Raw genomic sequence first — 21,543 nt, 5'->3', positions numbered from 1 at the left:
GCAAGCGCTATTCGCCCCCGCCCAATCCGTGAACATAGATCGCAAGCTGCCGTACGGTTGCTTCGCCTAGCCGATCTTGCCATCCGGGCATCACACCGTGACGCGGCGCCGTGATTTGCTTTGCAATATCCGCGTGGGTATCGCCAAACAGCCAGATCGCATCATTGAGCGTCGGCGCGCCGAGATCATCCATCCCTTCGCCGATATCCCCATGGCACGACGCACATTGATCGTAGTAGAGCGTCGCGCCGCGCGCCGCTGCCTCCACATCGTCGACGTCCAAGCCAGCCAGGTCCAAAACGTGCCACGCGACGTCGGAGATTTCGGCCCGCGTCAGGATACCCGCACCGAAGGCAGGCATCTCGGACCACCGCGTGAAATCGTACTGATCATGGCGAATGCCATAGAGCAGCGTCTCCTCGATCTGGGCAAGTGAGCCTCCCCACAACCAGTCATCGTCATTGAGGTTGGGATATCCGGCCCCGCCGGCGGCACCTGAACCGTGACACTGCACGCAGTTTACCTGAAAAGCCGCACGGCCGCCTGCAATTGCGAAGGCGCGCAACGACGGATCAGCGGCGGCATCTTCAATCGATACGGCTTGCAGCAGCTCGGTCCGTTCCAGGTTCGTGGCCGCGACCTCATCCAACTCTTCACTCAGGTTGCCACGGCTCGACCAGCCGAGCACGCCCTGCGTCGCCTCGTTGACCAGCGGGATAGCCGGAAACAGCACAACATAAACCGCTGAAAACGCGATACAGGCGTAGAAGGTCCACAGCCACCAGCGGGGCAATGGCGTATTGAGCTCTTCAATCCCATCCCAGCTATGGCCCGTCGTTTCGGTTCCACTGATCTCATCGACGCGTCTCTGATCATCAGACATCTGTGATATCCTCCTTCTCACGGAAGGGCACCTGAGCGGCATCATTGCTCAGCACCTTACCACCCGGTCGCAGGGTCCAGCACACCACGATCACAAAGACCGCGAACATGTAGGCAAGACCCCAACTGTCGGCAAAGGTGCGCAAAACTTGATAATCGCTATGCATCACACCCTCCTTTAGCGAATGTTTTCAAGAGGTTCGTAGGCAGAGAAATCCACCAGCGTGCCCATCATCTGCAAATAGGCAACCAAGGCGTCCATCTCGGACAGACGATCGGGATTGCCGTCGAAATCACCAATAACCGCATTGGGATACCGTTCGAGGATCCCGTCGTGGTCGCCGTCAGGATCGGCCTGACCGCGCAGGTCAAACACCGCGTTCTCCAGCATCTCGTCCGTGTAAGGCACCCCGACCAACCGATTTGCATTAAGGTGCGCGGCCGGATCCTCCATGTCGAACTGTGCCTCCATGAGGAAGGCATAGGATGGCATGATGCTCTCAGGCACGACGGATTGCGGGTCGATCAGGTGCTGGACATGCCAGTCGTTTGAGTAGCGCCCCCCGACACGCGCCAGATCAGGCCCCGTCCGCTTTGACCCCCATTGGAACGGGTGGTCATACTGACTTTCTGCCGCGAGTGAGTAGTGGCCGTAACGCTCTACCTCATCGCGGAACGGGCGGATCATCTGCGAATGGCAGACATAGCAGCCTTCGCGCACGTAGATGTTGCGGCCCGCAAGCTCCAGCGGCGAGTAGGGCCGCATGCCCTCCACATCCTCAATGGTGTTCTCCAGGTAGAAGAGCGGTGCGATCTCCACGATGCCACCAATGCTGACGGTTACGAAGCTTAGCGCCAGGAGCAGGGTCACGTTCTTTTCAATTGCGCCATGCTTGGCCAAAAGGCCCGGGTTCTCGTTGGGTGTGCTCATCAGCCAGCCCTCCTTATTCCGCGGGGATCGGTTCAGCGGCACCGTCCATGGATGCCTCCGAGCGCAGATCGCCCCTGATGGTTTTGAAAACGTTCCACGCCATGATCACGCCACCCGCGAGGTAGAGCAGCCCACCGAAGACGCGCATTACGTAGTAGGGATACATGGCCGCCGTACTCTCCACGAAGGAGTAGACGAGGTAACCCTCGGCATCATACTCGCGCCACATCAGGCCCTGCATGATCCCGGACACCCACATGACGGCGGCGTAGACCACGATCCCAAGCGTGGCGAGCCAGAAGTGATAGTTCACCAATTGCAGACTGTAGAGCCTGTCACGCTGCCAAAGCTTGGGAACAAGATAGTAGACCGCGCCGAAGGAGATCATGCCGACCCAGCCCAGCGCACCGGAATGCACGTGGCCAATCGTCCAATCGGTATAGTGGCTGAGCGAGTTGACTGTCTTGATTGACATCATCGGACCTTCGAAGGTCGACATGCCGTAGAAGGCGACACTGACCACCAGCATCCGCAAGATCGGGTCGGTGCGCAGCTTGTCCCATGCCCCCGATAGGGTCATCAGGCCGTTGATCATGCCACCCCAGCTGGGCATCCAAAGCATGATCGAGAACACCATGCCAAGCGTCTGCGCCCAGTCGGGAAGTGCTGTGTAATGCAGGTGGTGGGGTCCCGCCCAGATGTAGAGGAAGATCAGCGACCAGAAGTGGATGATCGAGAGGCGATAGCTGTAGACCGGACGTTCCGCTTGCTTTGGGATGAAATAGTACATCATGCCCAGGAAGCCTGCCGTCAGGAAAAAGCCGACCGCATTATGCCCATACCACCACTGCGTAAGCGCATCCTGCACACCGGCAAACAGGCTGTAGGATTTCGCGCCCAGCAGGCTGACCGGCAGCGACAGATTGTTGACCACGTGCAGCATTGCCACTGTGATGATGAAGGCGAGGAAGAACCAGTTCGCGACATAGATGTGCGGCTCGGAGCGCTTCACGATTGTGCCCACAAAGACCGCCAGATAGGCGACCCAAACGACGGTCAGGAACAGATCGACATACCACTCAGGCTCAGCATATTCGCGGCCTTCGGTGATACCCAGAAGGTAGCCGGTTGCGGCGAGGACGATGAAGAGCTGGTATCCCCAGAAGACGAACGTTGCCAGCTCACCGCCCCACAACCGGGCACGGCAGGTGCGCTGCACGATGAAGAAAGACGTTGCGAGCAGCGCGTTCCCGCCAAAGGCAAAAACAACCGCCGATGTGTGCAAGGGCCGAACGCGACCGAAGTTGAACCACGGTTCGATATTCAGCGCTGGCCATGCGAGCTGCGCAGCCGCGACAACGCCAACCAGAAAGCCGATGACGCCCCAAAAGACGATCGCGATCACGCCCCAGCGGATCACATCATCCTTATAGCCGGTTGGCTTGACCTCTGCCGCCAGCCGTCCGGCCGGGGCCACCTGCGTCTTGCCCATCATGATCAACATCGTGATCACGAGCACGCCGGTCAGAACCCACATATGGGCCTCAAATGCACGGTCGGCAGCGAATGCGATCCCCAATATGGAGAGGAATGTCGCGACCGCCAGCGCGATAACAGTGTTCCCGTGTCTCATGAGTTCTGTCCCCTTTTCACGGTTTTCGATGGGGCAGACTGAACACGACGCGGGCAAAGCAACCTTGATCCAGATCAACGCATCATCGGATCGCGCAGGCCATCTTCCTGTCAGTTCACTTTGACAGGGAGGCCGCCGTGCCCTTGGATCACGACACCATCACACGTCAGCTGACCCGACACATCGAGATGCAGTCGGCGCTCTGCGATGCATTGGAAAAAATCGCCGACGGCTTGCCTGAGACAACCAATGCGCAACGTCTTTTGCATCTGGCGCGCACGATTCACCCGACGATCCACAGCGCACATCGCTTTGAAGAACAGGTTCTGTTTCCTGCGCTTGAGCAAGCTGAGGCCGACACCGAAGCGCTCTCCGAGACGCTGAACCGTTTGCACTTCGAGCATCTTGAGGATGAGGGGTTCGCCCAAGAACTCTACGACGAGATGATCGGCTTTGCGACCGGTCAGGTTGCGCGGGATGCCGAACGCTTGGGCTACATGCTGCGCGGCTTTTTCGAGGGGCTCCGACGGCATCTCGCGTTCGAAAAGGAACATCTTATCCCAATGTTGAAACACGAAAGGGCGCATTAAGATGGTTGATGCCAAAGCCCTGCTGACAAAATTCTCTCATCCGGTTCCACGCTATACCAGCTACCCGACAGCGCCTCAGTTTCGCCCCGGCACCGCACAGCGGGATATGGAACATACGCTGGGAAATGTCGGCAGCCAGCCCGTCTCACTCTACGTGCACATTCCGTATTGCAACCGGCTCTGCTGGTTTTGCGGCTGCAATACCAAGCACACGCTGCGCTATGCGCCCGTGCGTGCCTATGTCGATACGCTCTTGCTGGAGATTGAACAGGTTGCTGGAAAAATGCAGCACAAAGCCGATCTTGCGCGGATCCATTTCGGGGGCGGCTCCCCGTCGATTTTGCAGCCAGAGGACGTCTTGCGCATCGGGGAGGCGTTGGAGCATGCGTTCAGCATTCGATACGATGCTGAAATCAGTGTGGAACTGGATCCGGCGGCAATTCCAAGCGGAACCCTGGGCGCCTATCGCTCTATCGGCATGAACCGGGCAAGCCTCGGCGTCCAGGATTTTGCGCCGAAGGTGCAGCAGGCCATCAACCGTCCGCAGTCCTACGAAGACACCGCTGATGTGATCCAGCAGTTGCGGTCGCTGGGAGTCCGGTCCCTCAATCTCGATGCATTGTACGGCTTGCCTTTCCAGACTGTCGAAACGGTGCAGTCGACAATGGATCAGGTCGTCAGCCTTGCTCCTAACCGCATCGCGCTGTTCGGTTATGCACACGTGCCTTGGATGAAACCGCATCAGAAAATGATCCCGCAAGCGGCACTTCCGGACGCGCTCACCCGCTATGAACAGTCAAAAGCGGCCTCTGACCGATTGATCGGGGCAGGATACGTTCCGGTCGGTATCGACCATTTTGCGAAATGGGACGAAGAACTGGCGCTTGCGGCAAGTACCGATCAGCTACACCGCAACTTCCAAGGCTACACCACGGACCCTTGCGAAACGTTGATCGGGTTGGGCGCGTCCGCGATCAGCCGTTTTCCGACCTGCTTTGTACAGAATGAGCCAGCAACCGCCAACTGGCGGGCGCGCGTCGAAGCCGGAGCCATGGCCGCTGCCAAATCCTGTCAGCTCGACGATGACGATCATTTGCGCGGCTGGGCCATTGAGCGCCTGATGTGTGACTTCGCTATTCCAATGCTGGACCTCAGCGAACGGTTCGGTTCCACCGGCGCAGATCTGGCAGAGGAATTGGCCGAGCTTGCCGCGCGGGAGCAGGACGGACTATGTGAAATCTCAGATGGCCGCTTCATAATCCCAGATGATGCAAGAGCATTTACTCGGATCGTGGCCGCTCGTCTTGATGCGTATCTTGATCAAGGTCCCGCGCGATATTCGCAGGCCGTATGATCAGATCCCGTCTGCAATCTCGGCGAGTCGATCGACATCGGGGATCGTGATCGTCCGGTTCTGTTTGATGGTGATCAGATCGAGCTTTCGCAATCGGGTCATCTGGCGGCTGACGGTCTCGATGGTGAGGCCCAGAAAATCCGCCATATCCGCGCGCGTAAGTGGTATGTCGAAGGTCACAGCAGCCGCTTCTTCCCGCTCCGGGTCGAGATGAGCGGCAATGAGCAACAGGAATGACGCGACTTTCTCGATCGCGGTCTTGCGGCCAAGCGTCATCATCCAATCGCGGGCTTCATCCAGTTCCCTCAGGCTCTGCTCATGCAGCGCATGTTCCAGTTCCGGGCTTTGCTGGATGAGCTTGTCGAGGATGTCGCGCGGGAACGAGCAGAGTTGCACCTCACCACTCGCCTCAGCTGTCAATTCGCTGTCCGCACGGAAGGGGCGGCCCATGAAATCTGGGGCAAATTGCAAGCCGACGATCTGTTGGCGACCGTCGGGCATCAGCTTGGTCAGCTTTACGACACCACGCAGAATGTTCGAGTATTGGTTGGACACTTCACCCGCCGCAACCAACTCACCGTGATCAGCATACTGCTTTCTGGTCGTATGCTTTGACAGCGCAAGAAGTTGGTCGGGATTCAACGCGCCGCAAACACCGCGATGTCGTGCCTCGCAGGCCCGGCAAACAACCGGGATCTCCGAATTGTGGATATCTTTGCGCAACCGATCCTCCTACTCCCGAGAAGGACTATCGCGCAGCGAACCCAAGCGCGCAATGGATCAGGGCAACTCAAACTCGAAACTGGGTCCCCAATCGCCACCATTGTCGCGACCGCGAACAAGTACCGTTTCCAGGCCGTTGGGAATCTCTATCCCCGATTGCGAGCGTGTGAACGGTTGCTCATTCACATGTGGATGTGCAAGCGGTCGATAGCCCAGACGCGTTCCGTCCGGTGCAACAACCTCCCACCCATCTGCGTAGTGATCCCAGCCGGTATCAGGGTGCGATAGCGTGACCGAGAACCGCCACGCCCCCCCCTGCTCGCGCGCCTCAACGGCCTGTACAACAGGCCCATCCGCATGCGCGATCGCGGCGCTACCTAAAAGCGTCGCACAAACCCAGCCGATCAGCCGCATCTCAGGAACAGTGGCAGTGGTGGGACAAGCATGCCATCCGGTCAAAGCCAGTACGCTCGGAACACTTGCTGCTCAAAAAGAGTTCGATAAATCGGGTGATCGAGAAGCGATGGCGGATCATGACAAGACCTCCTGTGTCTGATCCCACCATACAGCATTTCGTGTTACAGGGGATTCACGAAACCGCGAAAAGTCGAGGGATCGCGGCACATGTCCGTTTCCGAAACAGGAACAAAGCAATCGGTTGAGGGCCCCGGCCTGTCCGCGCCACATGATGCCGCTGATGTGCTGCGCATCTTTCAGCACTCATTTCCCATAGGCTTTCATCGCCTCTTCAATACGTCCGATGATCGGATCGCCGTTTTGGAGGCCGTGGCCGACTGGAGCAATGCAGTGATTGCGCGAGACAATGGTCTGCCTTGCGGAATTCTGGGGCTGCGCCATGCAAAGGGATCTTTCACCAACGGTATCTCACCGGGCTTGCGCGCGCGATACGGCCAAGTCGGCACGGGTTGGCGAAGGCTGGCTATGAGCGGCCTGGATTCCCATGAGTACGATCCGGTCCTGTTGATCGATGGTATCGCCGTTGATCCGGCGATGCGGAGGGGCGGTATCGGCCGCGCGCTAATCAACGCGGCAATGGGCGAAGTCGCCCGGCGTGGCCTCAACGGATTGCGTTTAGACGTCGATGCCCGCAACGAAGGCGCTATCAGGTTCTATCGTGCACTCGGCTTCACCCTGACCCGTGAACGTGAAATCGGCCCGTCAAGGTATGTCCTGGGGGTTTCGCGTGTCCTGACGTTCACGCTTTGGCGATAGGTTGCGCGCGGGCCGTTTCCTTTCCGCATGCAATGGTCTATCAGACGCCCCGTTGAACCCCCTGTTAAGGAGATAAGGGAGATGGGTTATCGGATCGCCGTCGTTGGTGCCACAGGCAATGTGGGCCGCGAAATGCTGAACATCCTCGCAGAGCGGGAATTCCCCGTGGACGAGATTGCAGCCCTTGCAAGCCGTCGGAGCCTTGGTTCCGAGGCCGCGTTTGGTGAGCGAACGTTGAAAACCCAGGACCTCGACACATTCGACTTCACAGGTTGGGACATGGCGCTGTTTGCCATCGGCTCGGAAGCGACGAAGAAATACGCACCCATTGCTGCAAAGGCTGGCTGTGTGGTGATCGATAATTCGTCGCTCTACCGCTATGACCCGGATGTGCCGCTGATCGTGCCAGAGGTGAATCCGGACGCGATTGAAGGCTATGCGAAGAAGAATATTATCGCGAACCCCAACTGTTCGACCGCTCAGATGGTTGTCGCTCTGAAGCCGCTGCATGACCGCGCAAAGATCAAGCGCGTCGTCGTTTCGACCTACCAGTCTGTGTCCGGCTCGGGCAAAGAGGCGATGGATGAACTTTGGCTCCAGACGAAGGGCATGTACGTGCCGGGGCAGGAACGTGAGCCCGAGGTCTATACCAAGCAGATCGCCTTTAACGTGATTCCGCACATCGATGTCTTCATGGAGGACGGCTCCACCAAAGAAGAGTGGAAGATGGTCGCGGAGACAAAGAAGATCGTGGACAAGGACATCAAGGTCACCGCGACCTGCGTGCGCGTCCCGGTCTTCGTCGGCCACTCTGAGTCGATCAATATCGAGACCGAGGACTTCCTCGACGAGGACGAGGCCCGCGACATCCTGCGCGAGGCACCGGGCATCATGGTCGTCGATAAGCGTGAGGATGGCGGCTATATCACTCCGATCGAGTGTGTGGGCGACTTCGCAACGTTCATCAGCCGCATTCGTCAGGATTCGACGATTGAGAACGGCCTGAACTTCTGGTGCGTCAGCGACAACTTGCGCAAAGGCGCCGCACTCAACGCCGTGCAGATCGCGGAATTGCTGGGGCGGCGTGTGCTCAAGAAAGGCTAAGTTGCCTTTTTTTTCTCAGTTTGAGAAGACTTGGGGCCTCGGATGCTGCATCCGGGGCCCTTTCTTTGAGGAGAGCATGATGCGCCTAATCGCAACCCTAGCAGCCCTCGCCATGCCTGGGCCTGCGCTGGCCTGCCTCGACGGTCAGCCATTTGAGGCCTCGCTCGGTCCAGACGCACTCATGACGCAAGAGCTGCAAGGGTTCGAGGCCGCTTTTCAACACGAGCTGCGCATCCTCAACGATGCCGGACTTACCGTCGGGGACGCTTTCCGGTTCGGCCGTTGTCGCCTGAATGAAGATGAACAGCCCACTCTCCTGATACGGGCAACGGGTGCCCCCTTTTGCGAAGCGGAATGTGGCCTATGGGGTTTGGAAGAACGCGCTCAACTCTGGGAAGTCGTCTTGGCAGGCACAGGCGAAATGCGCGTTGCAGGCTCGACATCGATGGGTCGTGCAGACCTGATCTTCTGGGAAGCGGGTCAGCCGGAAATCGTCCACAAATATGACGGCACCATGTGGCGTGATGCGCTTGACGGACTGATCTACGGCGAAGTCTTCGAATTGCCCAGCGCCGACGGCTGGCAGCCTGACGCATCCGGGTTTGTAGGGCTTGCAACAGGATCCGCAGGTCCGAACGGCGAGGCAGTGCTGGCGCTTCAGGCCCTGTCAGAGCTTCGCGCCGTGCCCCCCGCGGCGGTCGAAGCCTCACTGACCAGCCTGAATGCAGATGACGTACCGGAAGTGGTCCTTCAGGGCGTCGCACCCGAACTATGTGACGGGTCCGGGTGCATGGCCTGGATCTTTACGATAACTGATGGCCAAGCCCTGCTGGTTGGCGAGGCGACGGCCCAAGGCAATCTGGAGGTCGGCGCCAGCGAAACAGCAGGGTGGCGGGATTTGATAGCGTGGTCAAATGCCGGTGCGCATGTGCTAAGCTGGACAGGCACAAACTACGAATAGACAGGTTGCCACGGTCGGGCTGGTGACCGGATCTCACACTTCCCGGAAAGCCTGACCATCTCCGTCATACATGACCATCTCGCCCGAACCAATATTCGTCCACAGCCCATGAAGGCTAAGCCGCTTTTCCTCGACAGCTTCGGCGACGAAGGGGAAGCTCAGCAGATTCTGAATCGACACCTTGACCCCTTCTTTCTCAAGCAGGTCGATCCGATCTTCACGGGTCTTGCCCTGATCCTTGATCCGCTCATAGCCGGGTTTCAGAACATCCATCCAGCGTCCGATGAAGCTTTTCGGATCGGTCAGCGCGGGGGCATTGCCCTCACATTTGTCGAGGCACGCGGCAACGCCGCCGCAACCTGAATGGCCCATGACGACGATATGGCTGACGCCCAGAACCGTGACTGCATATTCAATCGCGGCGGATGTCCCGTGCATTTCCTCATCCGGGGCATAACGAGGCACAAGATTTGCGACGTTACGCACCAGGAAAAAGTCCCCCGGCTCCCCTTCGAACATCGCGACCGGATCAACTCGGCTGTCACAGCACGAGATGAACATCGCCCGTGGATGCTGGCCATGTGCAGCCAGGTGAGAGAACCATTCCTTGTTCTCTGAAAACGTTGTCGCACGCCAGCGATCCAGACGTTTGGCAAGGTAGGTTGGAAGCGGTCGAACCCTGTGCATCCTGTCCCCATTCGTTAACTCTGGTCGCCAGAAATAGCCGGTGCCATGCAACCTTTCAATCCGAATGCGCGTTTCGACAACATGCTGACAAAAGCCGCACAATCGGGTATGGTCAAAGACAGTTTAGGAGTATGGGTATGTCGGATCCAACGATCCAGATTACGGCGCGGAACTCTGCGCTCGTAGATACAACCGCGGTCATGGGGCTGGAGCGCAGCCTTGGAACCGTGCGGTGTCGCGAGTACGTAGAGGAGACGATCTTCCAGATCACCGAGAAGTTGGCGAAGCTCGAAGGCGCATTGGGACGCGAAGACCTGAAGTCTGCGCATGATTACACGGTTTCTCTGATTGGCCTGTCTGCCCGCATCGGGCTGATCCGCATGGGTATGGTCGCCTCTGATCTGATCGAGGTTTTGGGTCAAGAAGATTTGACGGCAGCACATGCCGTGGGGTCCCGCCTTATCCGCTTGGGTGAAGAGTCCCTGTTCTCGCTTGTACGGCTTGGGGGCGACGGCGTCTGACCGGGTGACATGTATCGGTCAAGTCACTAGGTTCACGTCGATGCACTAGTCGAGGGCCCCATGACAGAGACGCCGATACCGCTTCATATTTTGCAACCCGACGATTTCGAAGCGTGGCGTGACGCTGCGGTCGCGCGTGATGTGTCTTGGGCCGGCGCAAACGGGTTCACCGGTGCACTGGGCCAAAGACTGATCCTGGCTGACGATACGGGCCAGATTAACGGCGTTTTGATTGGCTGGGGGACTGGAAGCGCACGGATGCGTGGCCGATTTCATCTGGCAGCCCATTCCAGCGCTCTGCCAGACGGGAACTACGCGATTGGCCTGCACCCTGAAGATTTTGACCACGATACGGAAATACTCGGATGGGGTTTGGCGGCCTACCGTTTTGACCGCTACCGCACGCAAAGCGCGCCGACTGCAACACTGGTTGATCTTGAGAACGCCCCCCGTCTCTCTGCAATCGTAGATGGCGCGCTGCTGACACAATCGCTGATCGACACCCCAGCCGCTGATATGGGTCCGAGCCAATTGGAAGCAGCGGTCACGCAGCTTGCCGCGGACCACGGTGCAGAGATCACGACGGTTGTCGGGGATGCACTTCTCACAGAAAATTACCCCATGATCCATGCGGTTGGTCGTGCGTCTGACGATGCTCCGCGTCTGATTGATCTTCGATGGGGGGCCGAGGACGCTGCAAAGGTCACGTTGGTTGGAAAGGGTGTCTGCTTCGACACAGGCGGCCTGAATTTAAAGCCCGCAGGCTCCATGGGTCTGATGAAGAAAGACATGGGCGGAGCGGCAAACGCGATCGGCCTTGCTAAGATGATCATGGCACTCAATCTGCCAGTTCGGCTGAGGCTTTTGATCCCGGCGGTCGAAAATAGTGTCAGTGGCAATGCGTTCCGCCCCCAGGACATTCTGACGAGCCGCAAGGGCCTAAGCGTTGAAATCAACAATACAGATGCGGAAGGGCGGCTTGTTCTGGCCGATGCCTTGGCCCTCGCTGATGAGGAAGCACCCGATCTGCTGCTTTGCCTTGCGACCCTGACAGGTGCGGCCCGTGTCGCCCTAGGGCCTGACTTGCCCCCGTTCTTTACCGATGATGAGGAATTGGCGACACAGCTGGGTCATGCGAGTGCGCAGTCGGCCGATCCCCTCTGGCGAATGCCATTCTGGGATCCCTATGAGGCGATGATTGAGCCGGGTATTGCCGACCTCGACAATGCGCCCAAGGGCGGATTTGCCGGGGCAATCACCGCTGCACTTTTTCTACGACGGTTCGTGGAAGACGCAGGAAGCTTTGCCCATTTCGATCTGTACGGCTGGACCCCAAGTGCGAAGCCAGCCCGCCCAAAAGGTGGAGCGCATCAGGGGATCAGAGCGATGCTCGCCGTCATTGAGGAGCGGTATTCATGACACTTGATCCCCGCCTGCACCCTTACAGACGCGATCTGGCGGCGCGCCATCTTGAGGGAACCGTGAAAAGTGACCGTTTCGTTGATGGTCGCCGCATGCAGGTTGGCACATCCGTGGTTCCGGTGACCGGAACACCCGATCCTGAGGGCTCCCTTACGTCGCAGATGATGTTGGGTGAGATTTTCACCGTTTACGATGTGGACGATGCGACCGGACTGGCCTGGGGACAGGCTGAACGGGACGGCTATGTCGGCTGGACGCCGCGCTTCGCGCTTGAAAAACCGGAGGAGGCGACCCATCGCGTGAAGGCCAATTTCACGCATGTCTACCCGGAACCCGAATTGAAATGCCGTGCATTTGACGCCCTTCCCTTTCTTGCGGAGGTCGCGGTGACCGGACAGGAGGGGAAGTGGCTAGAGCTGGCAAGCGGTGGATTTGTATATGGGCGGCATCTCGAACCGGACTTGGACGAACCAGACTGGGTTGGGACTGCGGAGCGCTTCCTCGGCGTGCCATACCTATGGGGCGGCAAATCAAGCCTCGGTCTAGACTGCTCTGCATTGGTGCAGACAGCATTACACGCCGCACGAAAGCGCTGTCCCCGCGACAGCGATATGCAGGAAGCAGAGCTTGGTGTTGAAGTTAACCAAACCAGCCCGAGAGAACGTGGCGATCTGATTTTCTGGAAAGGCCATGTCGGGATCATGCTGGATGATGTTCGCATGTTGCATGCGAACGCGTTCGCCATGGCCGTGACGATTGAGAGGCTCGATCTGGCCCGGGATCGGATCATGGCCCAAGATGGCGGTCCCATCACCTCGATCAAACGCCTCTAGTCAAACCGCCATTGGTGCAATTCGCTGCCATTGGTGCGCAACCAATCCCGATGGCTGCGCCAGTCCGGGCAGAGTTCTTCTGTCAGGCGCCAAAAATCCTGCCCGTGGTTCATCTCGATCAAATGCGCGGCTTCGTGGGCCACGACATAGTCGCAAACGGCGGGCGGCGCGAGAATAAGCCTCCAGCTCAGCATTAGCCGCCCATCACTGGAACAACTCCCCCAGCGAGAGCGTGGATCCCGCAAGGTGAGCCCGGTATGCGGACGGCCCACCCTGCGGGCGTAGTGATCTGCCAAGGTGATGATCCGATCACGGGCAACCGTTTTAAGCCACCCCAACGCCGCAGGACCAGGGCGCGACTGTGGCAGTTCTAGGCATTGCCCCTCGACGCGGATGCCGCGGCGGCGGGTGAGCGCGACCCTCATATCCTGGCCATCGACCGGCAGCACCATCCCATCACGAATTCCGCGCGGCTGCGGAATGCGCTCCATGGCCTGCTGAAGCCAATCCGTCCGCTCTTCCAGAAAGTCCGTCAAAAGATGCTCACGCACATGCAAAGGCGCGGTCAGCACGGGTTCGCCTCCAATCGACGGAACGCGTAATGTGAGGCGCTTTGCATTGCGCGTACGACGAACCTTGACCGTAATCAGAGGATCGCCGATCGCGATAGTATCAGCCAACCCGCACCCGGTGTTTTTCAACGAACTCAGCCACGCGCGGCTGGATGGAACTGCGCCAGCGTGAACCGTTAAAGACGCCGTAGTGACCCACCTTCTCCTGCACGAAATGCACGCGCTTCTCGTCAGGCAACGCCGGTGTCAGGCGATGGGCCGCCTCGGTCTGGCCAAGTCCGGTAATGTCGTCCTTCTCACCTTCGATTGTCATCAAGGCAATGTCAGTAATCTTAGAGGGATCAACACGCCGATCACGATAGATGTACTTCCCGATCGCCAGCAGACGCTTTTGGAAGACGCGTTCAATGGTCTGAAGATAGAACTCTTTCGTCAGGTCCATCACGGCGAGATATTCGTCATAGAAGGTCCGATGCTGTTCGGCCGAGTCTCCATCACCTTTGATCAGATCCTGGAACTGCCGGACGTGGGCATCGACATGACGATCCAGATTCATAGACATGAAGCCGGATAGCTGCAGGAAGCCGGGATAGACACGCCGCAGGAACCCCTTGTTGGGCCAAGGCACGCTGACGACGACATTGTTCTCGAACCAGCTCAGCGGACGGTTTGTTGCAAGCTCATTCGGCTGCTTGGGATTGCAGGACACATCAATCGGTGAGCCCATGAGCGTGATGGATGCCGGACGCGCAGGGTTGTTGTCTTCGGCCATCAGTGAAGCCGCGACCAGTACCGGCACACCGGGCTGGCAGACCGCCAGAACCGCAGGCCGCTCCCCATCCAGGGCAAGATGCTCACACATTTCGACGACATAGTCAGAATAGTCGTCCAGATCGAAACGGCCATCGCTGAGCGGCACATCGCGCGCATCAACCCAATCGGTGATGTACACGTCGTGCCCTGGCAACATCTGCTTAACCGTCCCGCGCAGAAGCGTCGCGAAATGCCCAGACATCGGGGCCACGATCAGAACTTTCGGCTGCCCCTTGGGTCCGTCCACCTTCTTGAAGTGCAAAAGCTGACAGAACGGCTTCGACCAAACCACCTCCTCCTCGATTGCGATGGTCGCGCCATCAATCTCGGTCGTTGGCAGATCAAAGGACGGCTTGCCATAGCGGCGAGTCGCATTGATGAACATTTCAAATGCGGCAGCGGTGGCACGCGCCTGATAGGTTCCAGCCGCAGGATTGAACGGAGAGGTCAGCATATCCTGGCCCATACGGGCCGCCTGACGCATTGGCCCGATGGCCGCATGCGTGAACTCATACGCGTGATACAGCATGTTTTGTCCCCGTTATTTTTCGTTGCGAGTGCGAAAGTGCGCGGAAAATCGCCGCAACGCAACACAAACCCCACCGTTATGGCGACCATATGGCCAAACCGTGATCTGCCCTTTGACATCGCGCCCGTGCTATGGCACTTGGCGACACCTTTTCTGACTTCATTACAAAGGGGTTGAGAATGCCCAATCCGGAATGGGGCACGAAGCGGCTTTGCCCAGCTTGCGCAACGCGTTTCTATGACCTCGACAACGACCCAACGACCTGCCCCGCATGTGGTGCAGAGCATGAGCTGAGTGTCTTCACGTTGACCAAGGCGCGCAATGCGCGAACCGATGCCGCAGCCAAGAAGGCAAAAGAGGCAGAGGCGGCAGCCGTGGACACGGATGATGACGTGCTCGACGATGATGATGATCTGGCCGATGACGTGCTGGATGACGATGATGATGATACCGTCGACATTGAAGAGATCGCAGATGCGTCCTCTGACGACGACAAAGACGACAGCTGATCGTCTCTGCGCTTTTTGCGCTTGAACACTGGCAGCGGGCGGATTAAACGTCCGCTGTCTTCGAAAGACACCGGGGCCTTAGCTCAGTTGGGAGAGCGCTTGCATGGCATGCAAGAGGTCAGGGGTTCGACTCCCCTAGGCTCCACCATTTCCCCTTAGATTGTAGTGCTTGGGCTTGCCCGAGAATGCGTCGTGGTCACCTGCACTGCGCAACGAAAAAGGCCACCGACGAATGTCGATGGCCTCTCGCAATGGGTTGGCTCTGATCAAGCGTCGATCAGAGCGTTCAGTGTCGCGGATGGGCGCATCACGGCGGCCACTTTGCCGAAATCGGTGAAGTAGTAGCCGCCAAGATCGACAGCCTCTCCACGCCCGGCCTTCAGCTCCGCACGAATCGTATCTGCCTTGCTGGCCAGATCAGATGCAAGGGGCGCGAATGCCTCTGCCAACTCCGCGGAGTCTGTCTGAGCAGCAAGTGCTTCCGCCCAATAGAGGGCAAAGTGGAAGTGGCTATCGCGATTGTCGTCCTGCCCCACCTTGCGACCCGGAGATTTGCCTTCGGCCAAGAGCTTGGTGATCGCCGCGTCCGCGGTGTTACCCAGAACCAGCGCCTTCGCCTCGCCTTGAGTTTCACCCACAAAGCGCAGGCTTTCCGCCAGGGCGCAGAACTCACCCAGGGAGTCCCAGCGGAGGTGATTCTGCTCCACCAACTGCTGAACATGCTTGGGCGCCGACCCGCCCGCACCGGTTTCGAACAGACCGCCGCCATTCATCAGCTTTACGACGGACAGCATCTTGGCCGAAGTGCCGACTTCAAGGATCGGATAGAGGTCTGTCAGGTAATCGCGCAGAACGTTACCGGTGACGGCAATGGTGTTCTCACCCGCAAAGATCGTCTTGAACGCATCACGTGTGGCCTCTGCCGGGGCCATGATCGAGACCTTTTCAAGAGCACCTGCGGCTTCAAGCTGCGGCGTGATCATCTTGAGAAGTTCCGCGTCGTGCGCGCGCGTCTTGTCCAACCAGAAGACCGTCTTGTAGCCGGTCAGTGCCTGCCGTGCGAGCGTCAGCTCAACCCAGTTCACAACAGCCTCGCGACGCGTGGTCGCCATGCGCCAGATGTCTCCCGCTTCAACGTCGTGCGAGATCAGGACAGTGCCCGCCGCATCCACAACCTTCACCGTTCCCGCAGCGGGAATTTCGAATGTAGTCGGGTGGGAGCCGTACTCCTCAGCCTTCTTCGCCATCAAGCCAATGTTCTGAACCGTCCCGGCTGTAGTCGGGTCGAGCGCACCGTTTTCCTTAAAGAAGTTCACCGCCTCTGCATAAACCGGCGCGTAGGAGCTGTCCGGAATTACGCAGTTGGTATCGGCTTCATTGCCATCGGGGCCCCAGCCCTTACCGCCTGCGCGCAGAACCGCGGGCATAGACGCATCAATGATGACATCTGAGGGAACGTGCAGGTTGGTGATACCTTTATCAGAGTTCACCATGTAAAGCGGCGGACGCTCAGCCAGCAGCCCGTCGATCTCCGATCGGATCGCATCGCCGTTGGGCATCTCGGCAATCTGGTCGAGCATCGTGCCAAGACCCGCATTCGGGTTCACACCGGCCTCTGAAAGAGCCTGCCCATGCGCTTCAAAGACCGGTGCGAGATAGGCGCGGACCGCATGACCAAAGATGATGGGGTCCGAGACCTTCATCATCGTCGCCTTCATGTGAAGGGAAAATAGCGTGCCATCCTGCGCTGTCGTTTCAATTGCATCGCTCAGAAAGCTCAGAAGCGCATTACGGGACATGAATGTCGCATCGACAATCGTGCCCGCAGGCAGGGCAAGCCCGTCCTTCAGTGTCGTTGCGCCACCCGCACCTTCGTGGATGATTGAAAGCGTGTCGTCCGCTTCGAGCGTGACCGATCGCTCGTTCGAGCGGAAGTCACCACCCGACATCGTGCTAACACGCGTCTTGCTGTCAGCGGTCCATTTACCCATCGAATGCGGATTGGCCTGAGCATAGGCCTTTACAGCAGCGGGCGCGCGGCGGTCGGAATTGCCTTCGCGCAGCACCGGGTTCACGGCCGATCCCTTCACACTGTCATAGCGGGAACGGATGTCGCGCTCTTCGTCCGAGCTAGGCGCTTCGGGGTAGTCCGGAATTGCAAAGCCGTTGTCCTGAAGTTCACGGACTGCGGCGACCAGCTGCGGCACAGAGGCGGAGATGTTGGGAAGCTTGATGACGTTCGCGTCAGCCGTCGTCACCAATTCACCGAGGCGGGCCAGATCGTCGGACTGCACCTTGTCTGCGTCCAGGTACTCAGGAAAGACCGCCAGAATCCGTCCGGCGAGCGAAATGTCGCGCTCCGCCATATCGATGCCGATTTCGCGCGCAAAGCGTCGGATGATCGGAAGAAGGGATGCAGCCGCCAATTGGGGCGCTTCATCGGTGACGGTATAGATGACGGTCTGCTGGGTCGTATCGCTCATGAGCTCACTTCGCCTTTGTTTGCGCTGGTCCGGTTCGATTCACATAAGCCACATCAATGTGCCTACGGCCTGCCCGATACTAAGCCATGCGAAACCCGGGCAGGTCTTGGATGCCATAGGCGATAAAACCTGTCGGGCATTTAGTCGAGTCCAATTCCGGCTTTCGGAATGCAAAGGTGTACCGTTTGTGAATTTATCCACCGATATGCGCGTTTCGCCCGTTTCCGTCAGAAAACCACATGTGCTCCACGGTCATCCTCGCGCTCACCTGCGGCAAGTGCGGCATAGTGCTCCGCAAGTGTGTCCTGCCCAAATTCAGCGGTGGCATCAGCATCATATTGCTGCGCCTTTGCATCCCAGAGCAGCATCGACTCTGTCGCATAATAGCGACCTATGCGCGCCAGTTCGGCCTTCTCACGCAGGCGCGGCAGGACCATTCCCAAAATGCCGAGCACACCAATAATGGTCGACAGGAAGCCGACTGGCAATCTCTTGAACCGAGGCGTCGCGCCAGTCGCCTCGAACAACAAATCTCCTTGCTGCCGCGGCGATATTGCAGGCCCCGGCCCACCGATCGGCAATACTCGATTGTTCATTTCAGGATCAGAGAGAGCCCGTACAATGAAGCGCGCCAGATCCCTGTCACTGATCGGCTTGCACTTGGTCAGAGCGCCATTGCCAAACAGCAGAAATGGCTTGCCGTTCTGCAACCGCCTCATCTGGCCCGACAATGACTTAAAGAAGGCCGTGGGGCGGATGATGCTCCAAATCAGTGGGGCCAACCGAAGTTCCACTTCGAAGGCCAACTTCGCTTTCTGAAACTCCAAAACCGGTTTCTGAACGCAGATCGCTGACAACATCACAAATTGGGAAAGGTTGCAGGCAACCGCTGCCTTCAACGCCGTGCTGTTCAAACCGTAGTCAATAGCCCAGGCATCTTTGGGCAAGCCGTTGCGCGACGCGACGCAAGAGATGACGGCGCCAACATCATGTTCAGTCATCAGTCGCTCAAATGCAGCCTGGGAATGATCGATTTGAACCGCACCGGCCAGCGTGACCGGTCTTCGGGTGGGGGCGACGACTACATAGCCCTCGTCAATCAAAGCCGCATGAACAGCAGCGCCGATCGTACCGGTTGCTCCTAGCAGCAGAATGGATTTGTCGCGCGCCTTCATCAGGCGAACCATAGCCTAGGATGGGAGGGACGCCACCGGTTTCAAATCTTCCAATGCGCGCATAAGTCGGCGAACCTGATCATCATTCGAGATCGAAGGGCGGCCATCACCCAACTCGATATTATTCTCAAAGCCAATGCGCATGCAGCCACCATTTCCGGCGGCCTCAAGCAGACAGGCCTGCTCATTCCGCCCAAATGCGCAGACAGCCCACTGGCAATCGGCAAGTGGGCCCAGCGCCGCCCGAAAAGCGCCAAGATCATTCGGATGTCCCAAGCGCGGCGGATTGTAGCGCCCCAAAACAAAGAGCAGTTGCGCAGGCTTGGCGATCCAGCCTCTCGACACGAAATCTGCCAATCGCGCGACATCATCTGGCGAATAGAGGATATGCTGGACGGCTATCCCGGCAACCGACGCATCATTGTAAAACGTCGCAGCCTCGGCATCTCGCCCATCCTCTGGCCACATTTCCCGCAGAGCGACCGACACGCCTTCGGGTTCGACATCCCAGACAAGCCTGCGCTGTTGCTGCGGTGAGTATCGGCCCACCGCCTCGGTTGTAATTTGGACCGGCATCGACGGCACCGCGCGATCCATCTCGGCAAGCAACTCGCGATAGAGCCCTGCATCCAGAACATGCGCCCCATCCGCGTCACGCACATGGGCATGCAACGCATCCGCCCCGGCAGCATGACAGCGCGCGGCCGTATTCACCGTCTCACTGACACTAATGGGCAAGGCCGGATGATCTGCCTTTCCCCGTCGCGCGCCGTTGGGGGCGACCATGATCCGCGGCAGCATTTGAAGGCCACCTGTCACTGCGCGATTGCCGTGTCGATGGCGCGGCCAAGACGCGTGACAAGCATCTCAAGCTCATCGTCGCTGATGATATACGGAGGCGCGAGCAAGACGTGATCCCCATGCTTGCCATCGACCGTACCACCCGCCGGATAGCAGATCAGGCCCTCCTGCATGGCTGCCGCCTTTACTTTCAGATGAATCTTGCGGGCGGGATCGAAGCAGGTTTTGTCTGCGCGATCCGCGACCAGTTCAATCCCGCGAAACAGGCCACGGCCCCGCAGATCGCCAATGTGCGGATGCTGCCCAAAGCGTGAGTCCAGCATCTCTGCCAACAGTGCGCCTTGCGCCTTCACACGGGTCAGCAGGTCGCGGTCCAGAATGGCTTTGAGCACGGCAGCACCCGCCGCCGCCGCAAGGGGATGTCCATGATAGGTATGACCGTGCTGAAAACTGCCGGAGCCATTTGCGATTGCGTCATAGATCGTGTCAGAGCACAACATCGCCCCAATTGGCATATACCCCGCGCCAAGACCCTTGGCGATCGTGACGATGTCAGGCGATATCCCATCCTGCTCACACGCAAAGAGCGTGCCCGTGCGCCCCATACCGCACATGACCTCATCAAGGATCAGAAGGACGCCGTACTTGTCGCAGATTTCGCGGATACGTTTGAAATAGCTTTCCACCGCCGGAACCGCCCCGGCCGTCGCCCCAACAACCGGCTCGGCAATAAAGGCCATCACGCTGTCCGGCCCAAGGCGCTGGATTTCATCTTCCAGTGCATTTGCCGCGCGCTGTCCATAGGCCGGGCTGCTTTCGGCATCATCGCGGTAACGATACTCGAAACACGGTTCGATATGTGTCGTCTCAACCAGCATTGGCGCATATTTTTCCCGGCGCCACGCGTTTCCGCCAGCGGCAAGCGCGCCGAGCGTGTTGCCGTGATAGCTTTGCCGCCGCGCGATGACGCGGTGGCGGCCAGGCTCACCGATTTCCAGAAAGTACTGGCGTGCCAGCTTCAGGGCGGCCTCGACCGCTTCGGAGCCACCAGACAGCAGATAGGCGCGATCAATCCCGGCAGGCGCATGCTCGATCAACAGATCCGAAAGTGTCTCTGCCGCGTCTGACGTGAAAAAGCCAGTATGGGCGAAGGCAAGGTCATCGAGTTGCCCATGTACTGCCGCACGTACATCCGGGTCAGAATGACCAAGGCATGACACCGCAGCCCCCCCCGATCCATCGAGATAGGCTTTCCCGTCTCGGTCAAAAATGAAGCATCCCTCACCGCGCACGGCAACGGGCCGCGCGGCAGAGCTGCGGCCAAACACATGACTTGTCATCGTCTTATCTACCCTTTGACAACAAAGACCGATTGCTTGGCGTGCCGCACAACCCGCGCGGCATTCGGGCCCAGCAAATAGTCGCTCAGCTCTGGCGCATGGGCGCCCAGGACAATCGCGTCCACGTCCAGTTTATCCGCCGCGTGGATGATCTGGTCATAGACCCGGCCATGCATGACATGCGGTTGCACCGCCACGCCGTCAGGCACATTGGCGGACACCCACTCTGTCAGCTTGCCGCCAATTTCTTTCAACGCCATTTCCTCGAAGCCCTTTTCAAAGAAACTGCCAACGACCGAGAGGCCAAAATCTGGCACGACCGTAACCACGTGCAATACCGCGCCGCTGTCGGCGCCGAGCGTCAGCGCTGCAGGCAGCGCGCGGTTCCAGCTTGCAGGATCGGACAGATCGATGGGCAGCAGGATTTTCTCAAACATCGCAGGCGTT

23 protein-coding genes and 1 tRNA gene are annotated in these 21,543 nt (G+C 58.6%); 10 read left to right on the top strand and 14 right to left on the bottom strand.

Features of this window, described 5'->3' with window-relative positions; genetic code table 11:
• Window positions 1-7: 7 nt before the first annotated feature.
• The 4 genes from ccoP to ccoN are packed head-to-tail and all read right to left on the bottom strand — an operon-like array spanning window position 8 to window position 3,446.
• Window positions 8-883 (bottom strand): cytochrome-c oxidase, cbb3-type subunit III, encoded by an 876-nt coding sequence (ccoP, locus tag POI8812_RS16375; RefSeq protein WP_108783669.1) that lies wholly within the window; start codon window positions 881-883, stop codon window positions 8-10.
• On the bottom strand, window positions 876-1,049 hold the full coding sequence (locus tag POI8812_RS16370) for a cbb3-type cytochrome c oxidase subunit 3 (RefSeq protein ID WP_108783668.1): 174 nt from the start codon (window positions 1,047-1,049) through the stop codon (window positions 876-878). Before POI8812_RS16370 ends, ccoP begins: the two co-directional genes overlap by 8 nt.
• Before the next feature lie 11 nt (window positions 1,050-1,060).
• The gene (gene ccoO, locus POI8812_RS16365) at window positions 1,061-1,813 is read right to left on the bottom strand and encodes a cytochrome-c oxidase, cbb3-type subunit II (protein WP_108783667.1); all 753 of its coding nucleotides are present in this window, start codon (window positions 1,811-1,813) and stop codon (window positions 1,061-1,063) included.
• 13 nt (window positions 1,814-1,826) lie between these two features.
• Entirely contained in the window at window positions 1,827-3,446 is a 1,620-nt protein-coding gene (gene ccoN, locus POI8812_RS16360) for a cytochrome-c oxidase, cbb3-type subunit I (RefSeq protein ID WP_108783666.1), read from the bottom strand.
• Window positions 3,447-3,583: 137 nt separating this feature from the next.
• On the opposite strand from ccoN, the gene POI8812_RS16355 reads away from it, so the two are divergent.
• Window positions 3,584-4,036 (top strand): hemerythrin domain-containing protein, encoded by a 453-nt coding sequence (locus POI8812_RS16355; RefSeq protein ID WP_108783665.1) that lies wholly within the window; start codon window positions 3,584-3,586, stop codon window positions 4,034-4,036.
• A 1-nt stretch (window position 4,037) separates the two neighbouring features.
• Window positions 4,038-5,390 (top strand): oxygen-independent coproporphyrinogen III oxidase, encoded by a 1,353-nt coding sequence (gene hemN / locus POI8812_RS16350; RefSeq protein ID WP_108783664.1) that lies wholly within the window; start codon window positions 4,038-4,040, stop codon window positions 5,388-5,390.
• On the opposite strand, the gene POI8812_RS16345 is transcribed toward hemN, so the two are convergent.
• Both POI8812_RS16345 and POI8812_RS16340 read right to left on the bottom strand, forming a co-directional pair.
• The gene (locus POI8812_RS16345; protein ID WP_108783663.1) at window positions 5,391-6,113 is read right to left on the bottom strand and encodes a Crp/Fnr family transcriptional regulator; all 723 of its coding nucleotides are present in this window, start codon (window positions 6,111-6,113) and stop codon (window positions 5,391-5,393) included.
• Between the two features lie 57 nt (window positions 6,114-6,170).
• Complete coding sequence (locus POI8812_RS16340) at window positions 6,171-6,572, bottom strand: hypothetical protein (protein WP_306438849.1); 402 nt, start codon at window positions 6,570-6,572, stop codon at window positions 6,171-6,173.
• Between the two features lie 165 nt (window positions 6,573-6,737).
• Here POI8812_RS16340 and POI8812_RS16335 point away from each other — a divergent pair, with 165 nt between their 5' ends.
• From POI8812_RS16335 to POI8812_RS16325, 3 genes are all read left to right on the top strand, one after another.
• Window positions 6,738-7,346 carry a GNAT family N-acetyltransferase gene (locus tag POI8812_RS16335; RefSeq protein ID WP_108783661.1) on the top strand — a complete coding sequence of 203 codons (609 nt, stop codon included), beginning with the start codon at window positions 6,738-6,740 and terminating at the stop codon, window positions 7,344-7,346.
• An 81-nt stretch (window positions 7,347-7,427) separates the two neighbouring features.
• The gene (locus POI8812_RS16330; protein ID WP_108783660.1) at window positions 7,428-8,450 is read left to right on the top strand and encodes an aspartate-semialdehyde dehydrogenase; all 1,023 of its coding nucleotides are present in this window, start codon (window positions 7,428-7,430) and stop codon (window positions 8,448-8,450) included.
• 79 nt (window positions 8,451-8,529) lie between these two features.
• Window positions 8,530-9,411 carry a hypothetical protein gene (locus POI8812_RS16325; protein ID WP_146186187.1) on the top strand — a complete coding sequence of 294 codons (882 nt, stop codon included), beginning with the start codon at window positions 8,530-8,532 and terminating at the stop codon, window positions 9,409-9,411.
• A 33-nt stretch (window positions 9,412-9,444) separates the two neighbouring features.
• On the opposite strand, the gene POI8812_RS16320 is transcribed toward POI8812_RS16325, so the two are convergent.
• Complete coding sequence (locus POI8812_RS16320; protein WP_108783658.1) at window positions 9,445-10,098, bottom strand: carbonic anhydrase; 654 nt, start codon at window positions 10,096-10,098, stop codon at window positions 9,445-9,447.
• A gap of 137 nt (window positions 10,099-10,235) precedes the next feature.
• Between POI8812_RS16320 and POI8812_RS16315 the strand changes: the two genes are divergently transcribed.
• From POI8812_RS16315 to POI8812_RS16305, 3 genes are read left to right on the top strand one after another with little or no spacing between them, the layout of a single operon-like run.
• Window positions 10,236-10,619: a hypothetical protein gene (locus POI8812_RS16315; RefSeq protein WP_108783657.1), complete on the top strand. Its 384-nt coding sequence runs from the start codon at window positions 10,236-10,238 to the stop codon at window positions 10,617-10,619.
• Between the two features lie 60 nt (window positions 10,620-10,679).
• Window positions 10,680-12,038 carry a leucyl aminopeptidase family protein gene (locus tag POI8812_RS16310; protein ID WP_108783656.1) on the top strand — a complete coding sequence of 453 codons (1,359 nt, stop codon included), beginning with the start codon at window positions 10,680-10,682 and terminating at the stop codon, window positions 12,036-12,038.
• A complete protein-coding gene (locus POI8812_RS16305) occupies window positions 12,035-12,874 on the top strand; it encodes a C40 family peptidase (protein ID WP_108783655.1) in 840 nt (279 codons plus the stop codon). Before POI8812_RS16310 ends, POI8812_RS16305 begins: the two co-directional genes overlap by 4 nt.
• Here the strand turns inward: POI8812_RS16305 and POI8812_RS16300 are convergent.
• Window positions 12,871-13,554 (bottom strand): M48 family metallopeptidase, encoded by a 684-nt coding sequence (locus tag POI8812_RS16300; protein WP_162844988.1) that lies wholly within the window; start codon window positions 13,552-13,554, stop codon window positions 12,871-12,873. The genes POI8812_RS16305 and POI8812_RS16300 overlap by 4 nt on opposite strands.
• Window positions 13,547-14,788: a polyhydroxyalkanoate depolymerase gene (locus POI8812_RS16295; RefSeq protein WP_108783653.1), complete on the bottom strand. Its 1,242-nt coding sequence runs from the start codon at window positions 14,786-14,788 to the stop codon at window positions 13,547-13,549. The genes POI8812_RS16300 and POI8812_RS16295 overlap by 8 nt, the downstream gene beginning before the upstream one ends.
• A gap of 179 nt (window positions 14,789-14,967) precedes the next feature.
• Between POI8812_RS16295 and POI8812_RS16290 the strand changes: the two genes are divergently transcribed.
• Complete coding sequence (locus POI8812_RS16290; RefSeq protein ID WP_108783796.1) at window positions 14,968-15,297, top strand: FYDLN acid domain-containing protein; 330 nt, start codon at window positions 14,968-14,970, stop codon at window positions 15,295-15,297.
• 72 nt (window positions 15,298-15,369) lie between these two features.
• Window positions 15,370-15,445, top strand: a tRNA-Ala gene (locus POI8812_RS16285).
• Window positions 15,446-15,563: 118 nt separating this feature from the next.
• Here POI8812_RS16285 and POI8812_RS16280 read toward each other — a convergent pair.
• From POI8812_RS16280 to POI8812_RS16260, 5 genes are all read right to left on the bottom strand, one after another.
• A complete protein-coding gene (locus POI8812_RS16280) occupies window positions 15,564-17,780 on the bottom strand; it encodes an NADP-dependent isocitrate dehydrogenase (protein ID WP_108783652.1) in 2,217 nt (738 codons plus the stop codon).
• Window positions 17,781-18,007: 227 nt separating this feature from the next.
• Window positions 18,008-18,955 carry an NAD(P)H-binding protein gene (locus POI8812_RS16275; RefSeq protein ID WP_245895446.1) on the bottom strand — a complete coding sequence of 316 codons (948 nt, stop codon included), beginning with the start codon at window positions 18,953-18,955 and terminating at the stop codon, window positions 18,008-18,010.
• 15 nt (window positions 18,956-18,970) lie between these two features.
• Window positions 18,971-19,756 carry a beta-keto acid cleavage family enzyme gene (locus POI8812_RS16270; RefSeq protein ID WP_245895445.1) on the bottom strand — a complete coding sequence of 262 codons (786 nt, stop codon included), beginning with the start codon at window positions 19,754-19,756 and terminating at the stop codon, window positions 18,971-18,973.
• 14 nt (window positions 19,757-19,770) lie between these two features.
• Complete coding sequence (locus POI8812_RS16265; RefSeq protein WP_108783650.1) at window positions 19,771-21,096, bottom strand: aspartate aminotransferase family protein; 1,326 nt, start codon at window positions 21,094-21,096, stop codon at window positions 19,771-19,773.
• A gap of 8 nt (window positions 21,097-21,104) precedes the next feature.
• Window positions 21,105-21,533: a universal stress protein gene (locus POI8812_RS16260; protein WP_108783649.1), complete on the bottom strand. Its 429-nt coding sequence runs from the start codon at window positions 21,531-21,533 to the stop codon at window positions 21,105-21,107.
• Between the last annotated feature and the right edge of the window lie 10 nt (window positions 21,534-21,543).

Origin of the sequence: Pontivivens insulae, assembly GCF_900302495.1 — a bacterium.
In the GTDB taxonomy this organism is placed as follows: Bacteria; Pseudomonadota; Alphaproteobacteria; order Rhodobacterales; family Rhodobacteraceae; genus Pontivivens; species Pontivivens insulae.
The sequence above is the reverse complement of the archived record's forward strand: the minus strand, read 5'-3'. Positions and strand labels throughout refer to the sequence as shown.

What these genes read in the sequence shown, in the direction of transcription:
- ccoP (WP_108783669.1), bottom strand. Translation starts at nt 883, where the DNA reads ATGTCTGATGATCAGAGACGCGTCGATGAGATCAGTGGAACCGAAACG.
- POI8812_RS16370 (WP_108783668.1), bottom strand. Translation starts at nt 1,049, where the DNA reads ATGCATAGCGATTATCAAGTTTTGCGCACCTTTGCCGACAGTTGGGGT.
- ccoO (WP_108783667.1), bottom strand. Translation starts at nt 1,813, where the DNA reads ATGAGCACACCCAACGAGAACCCGGGCCTTTTGGCCAAGCATGGCGCA.
- ccoN (WP_108783666.1), bottom strand. Translation starts at nt 3,446, where the DNA reads ATGAGACACGGGAACACTGTTATCGCGCTGGCGGTCGCGACATTCCTC.
- hemN (WP_108783664.1), top strand. Translation starts at nt 4,038, where the DNA reads ATGGTTGATGCCAAAGCCCTGCTGACAAAATTCTCTCATCCGGTTCCA.
- POI8812_RS16335 (WP_108783661.1), top strand. Translation starts at nt 6,738, where the DNA reads ATGTCCGTTTCCGAAACAGGAACAAAGCAATCGGTTGAGGGCCCCGGC.
- POI8812_RS16330 (WP_108783660.1), top strand. Translation starts at nt 7,428, where the DNA reads ATGGGTTATCGGATCGCCGTCGTTGGTGCCACAGGCAATGTGGGCCGC.
- POI8812_RS16325 (WP_146186187.1), top strand. Translation starts at nt 8,530, where the DNA reads ATGCGCCTAATCGCAACCCTAGCAGCCCTCGCCATGCCTGGGCCTGCG.
- POI8812_RS16320 (WP_108783658.1), bottom strand. Translation starts at nt 10,098, where the DNA reads ATGCACAGGGTTCGACCGCTTCCAACCTACCTTGCCAAACGTCTGGAT.
- POI8812_RS16315 (WP_108783657.1), top strand. Translation starts at nt 10,236, where the DNA reads ATGTCGGATCCAACGATCCAGATTACGGCGCGGAACTCTGCGCTCGTA.
- POI8812_RS16310 (WP_108783656.1), top strand. Translation starts at nt 10,680, where the DNA reads ATGACAGAGACGCCGATACCGCTTCATATTTTGCAACCCGACGATTTC.
- POI8812_RS16305 (WP_108783655.1), top strand. Translation starts at nt 12,035, where the DNA reads ATGACACTTGATCCCCGCCTGCACCCTTACAGACGCGATCTGGCGGCG.
- POI8812_RS16295 (WP_108783653.1), bottom strand. Translation starts at nt 14,788, where the DNA reads ATGCTGTATCACGCGTATGAGTTCACGCATGCGGCCATCGGGCCAATG.
- POI8812_RS16290 (WP_108783796.1), top strand. Translation starts at nt 14,968, where the DNA reads ATGCCCAATCCGGAATGGGGCACGAAGCGGCTTTGCCCAGCTTGCGCA.
- POI8812_RS16280 (WP_108783652.1), bottom strand. Translation starts at nt 17,780, where the DNA reads ATGAGCGATACGACCCAGCAGACCGTCATCTATACCGTCACCGATGAA.
- POI8812_RS16275 (WP_245895446.1), bottom strand. Translation starts at nt 18,955, where the DNA reads ATGAAGGCGCGCGACAAATCCATTCTGCTGCTAGGAGCAACCGGTACG.
- POI8812_RS16270 (WP_245895445.1), bottom strand. Translation starts at nt 19,756, where the DNA reads ATGCTGCCGCGGATCATGGTCGCCCCCAACGGCGCGCGACGGGGAAAG.
- POI8812_RS16265 (WP_108783650.1), bottom strand. Translation starts at nt 21,096, where the DNA reads ATGACAAGTCATGTGTTTGGCCGCAGCTCTGCCGCGCGGCCCGTTGCC.
- POI8812_RS16260 (WP_108783649.1), bottom strand. Translation starts at nt 21,533, where the DNA reads ATGTTTGAGAAAATCCTGCTGCCCATCGATCTGTCCGATCCTGCAAGC.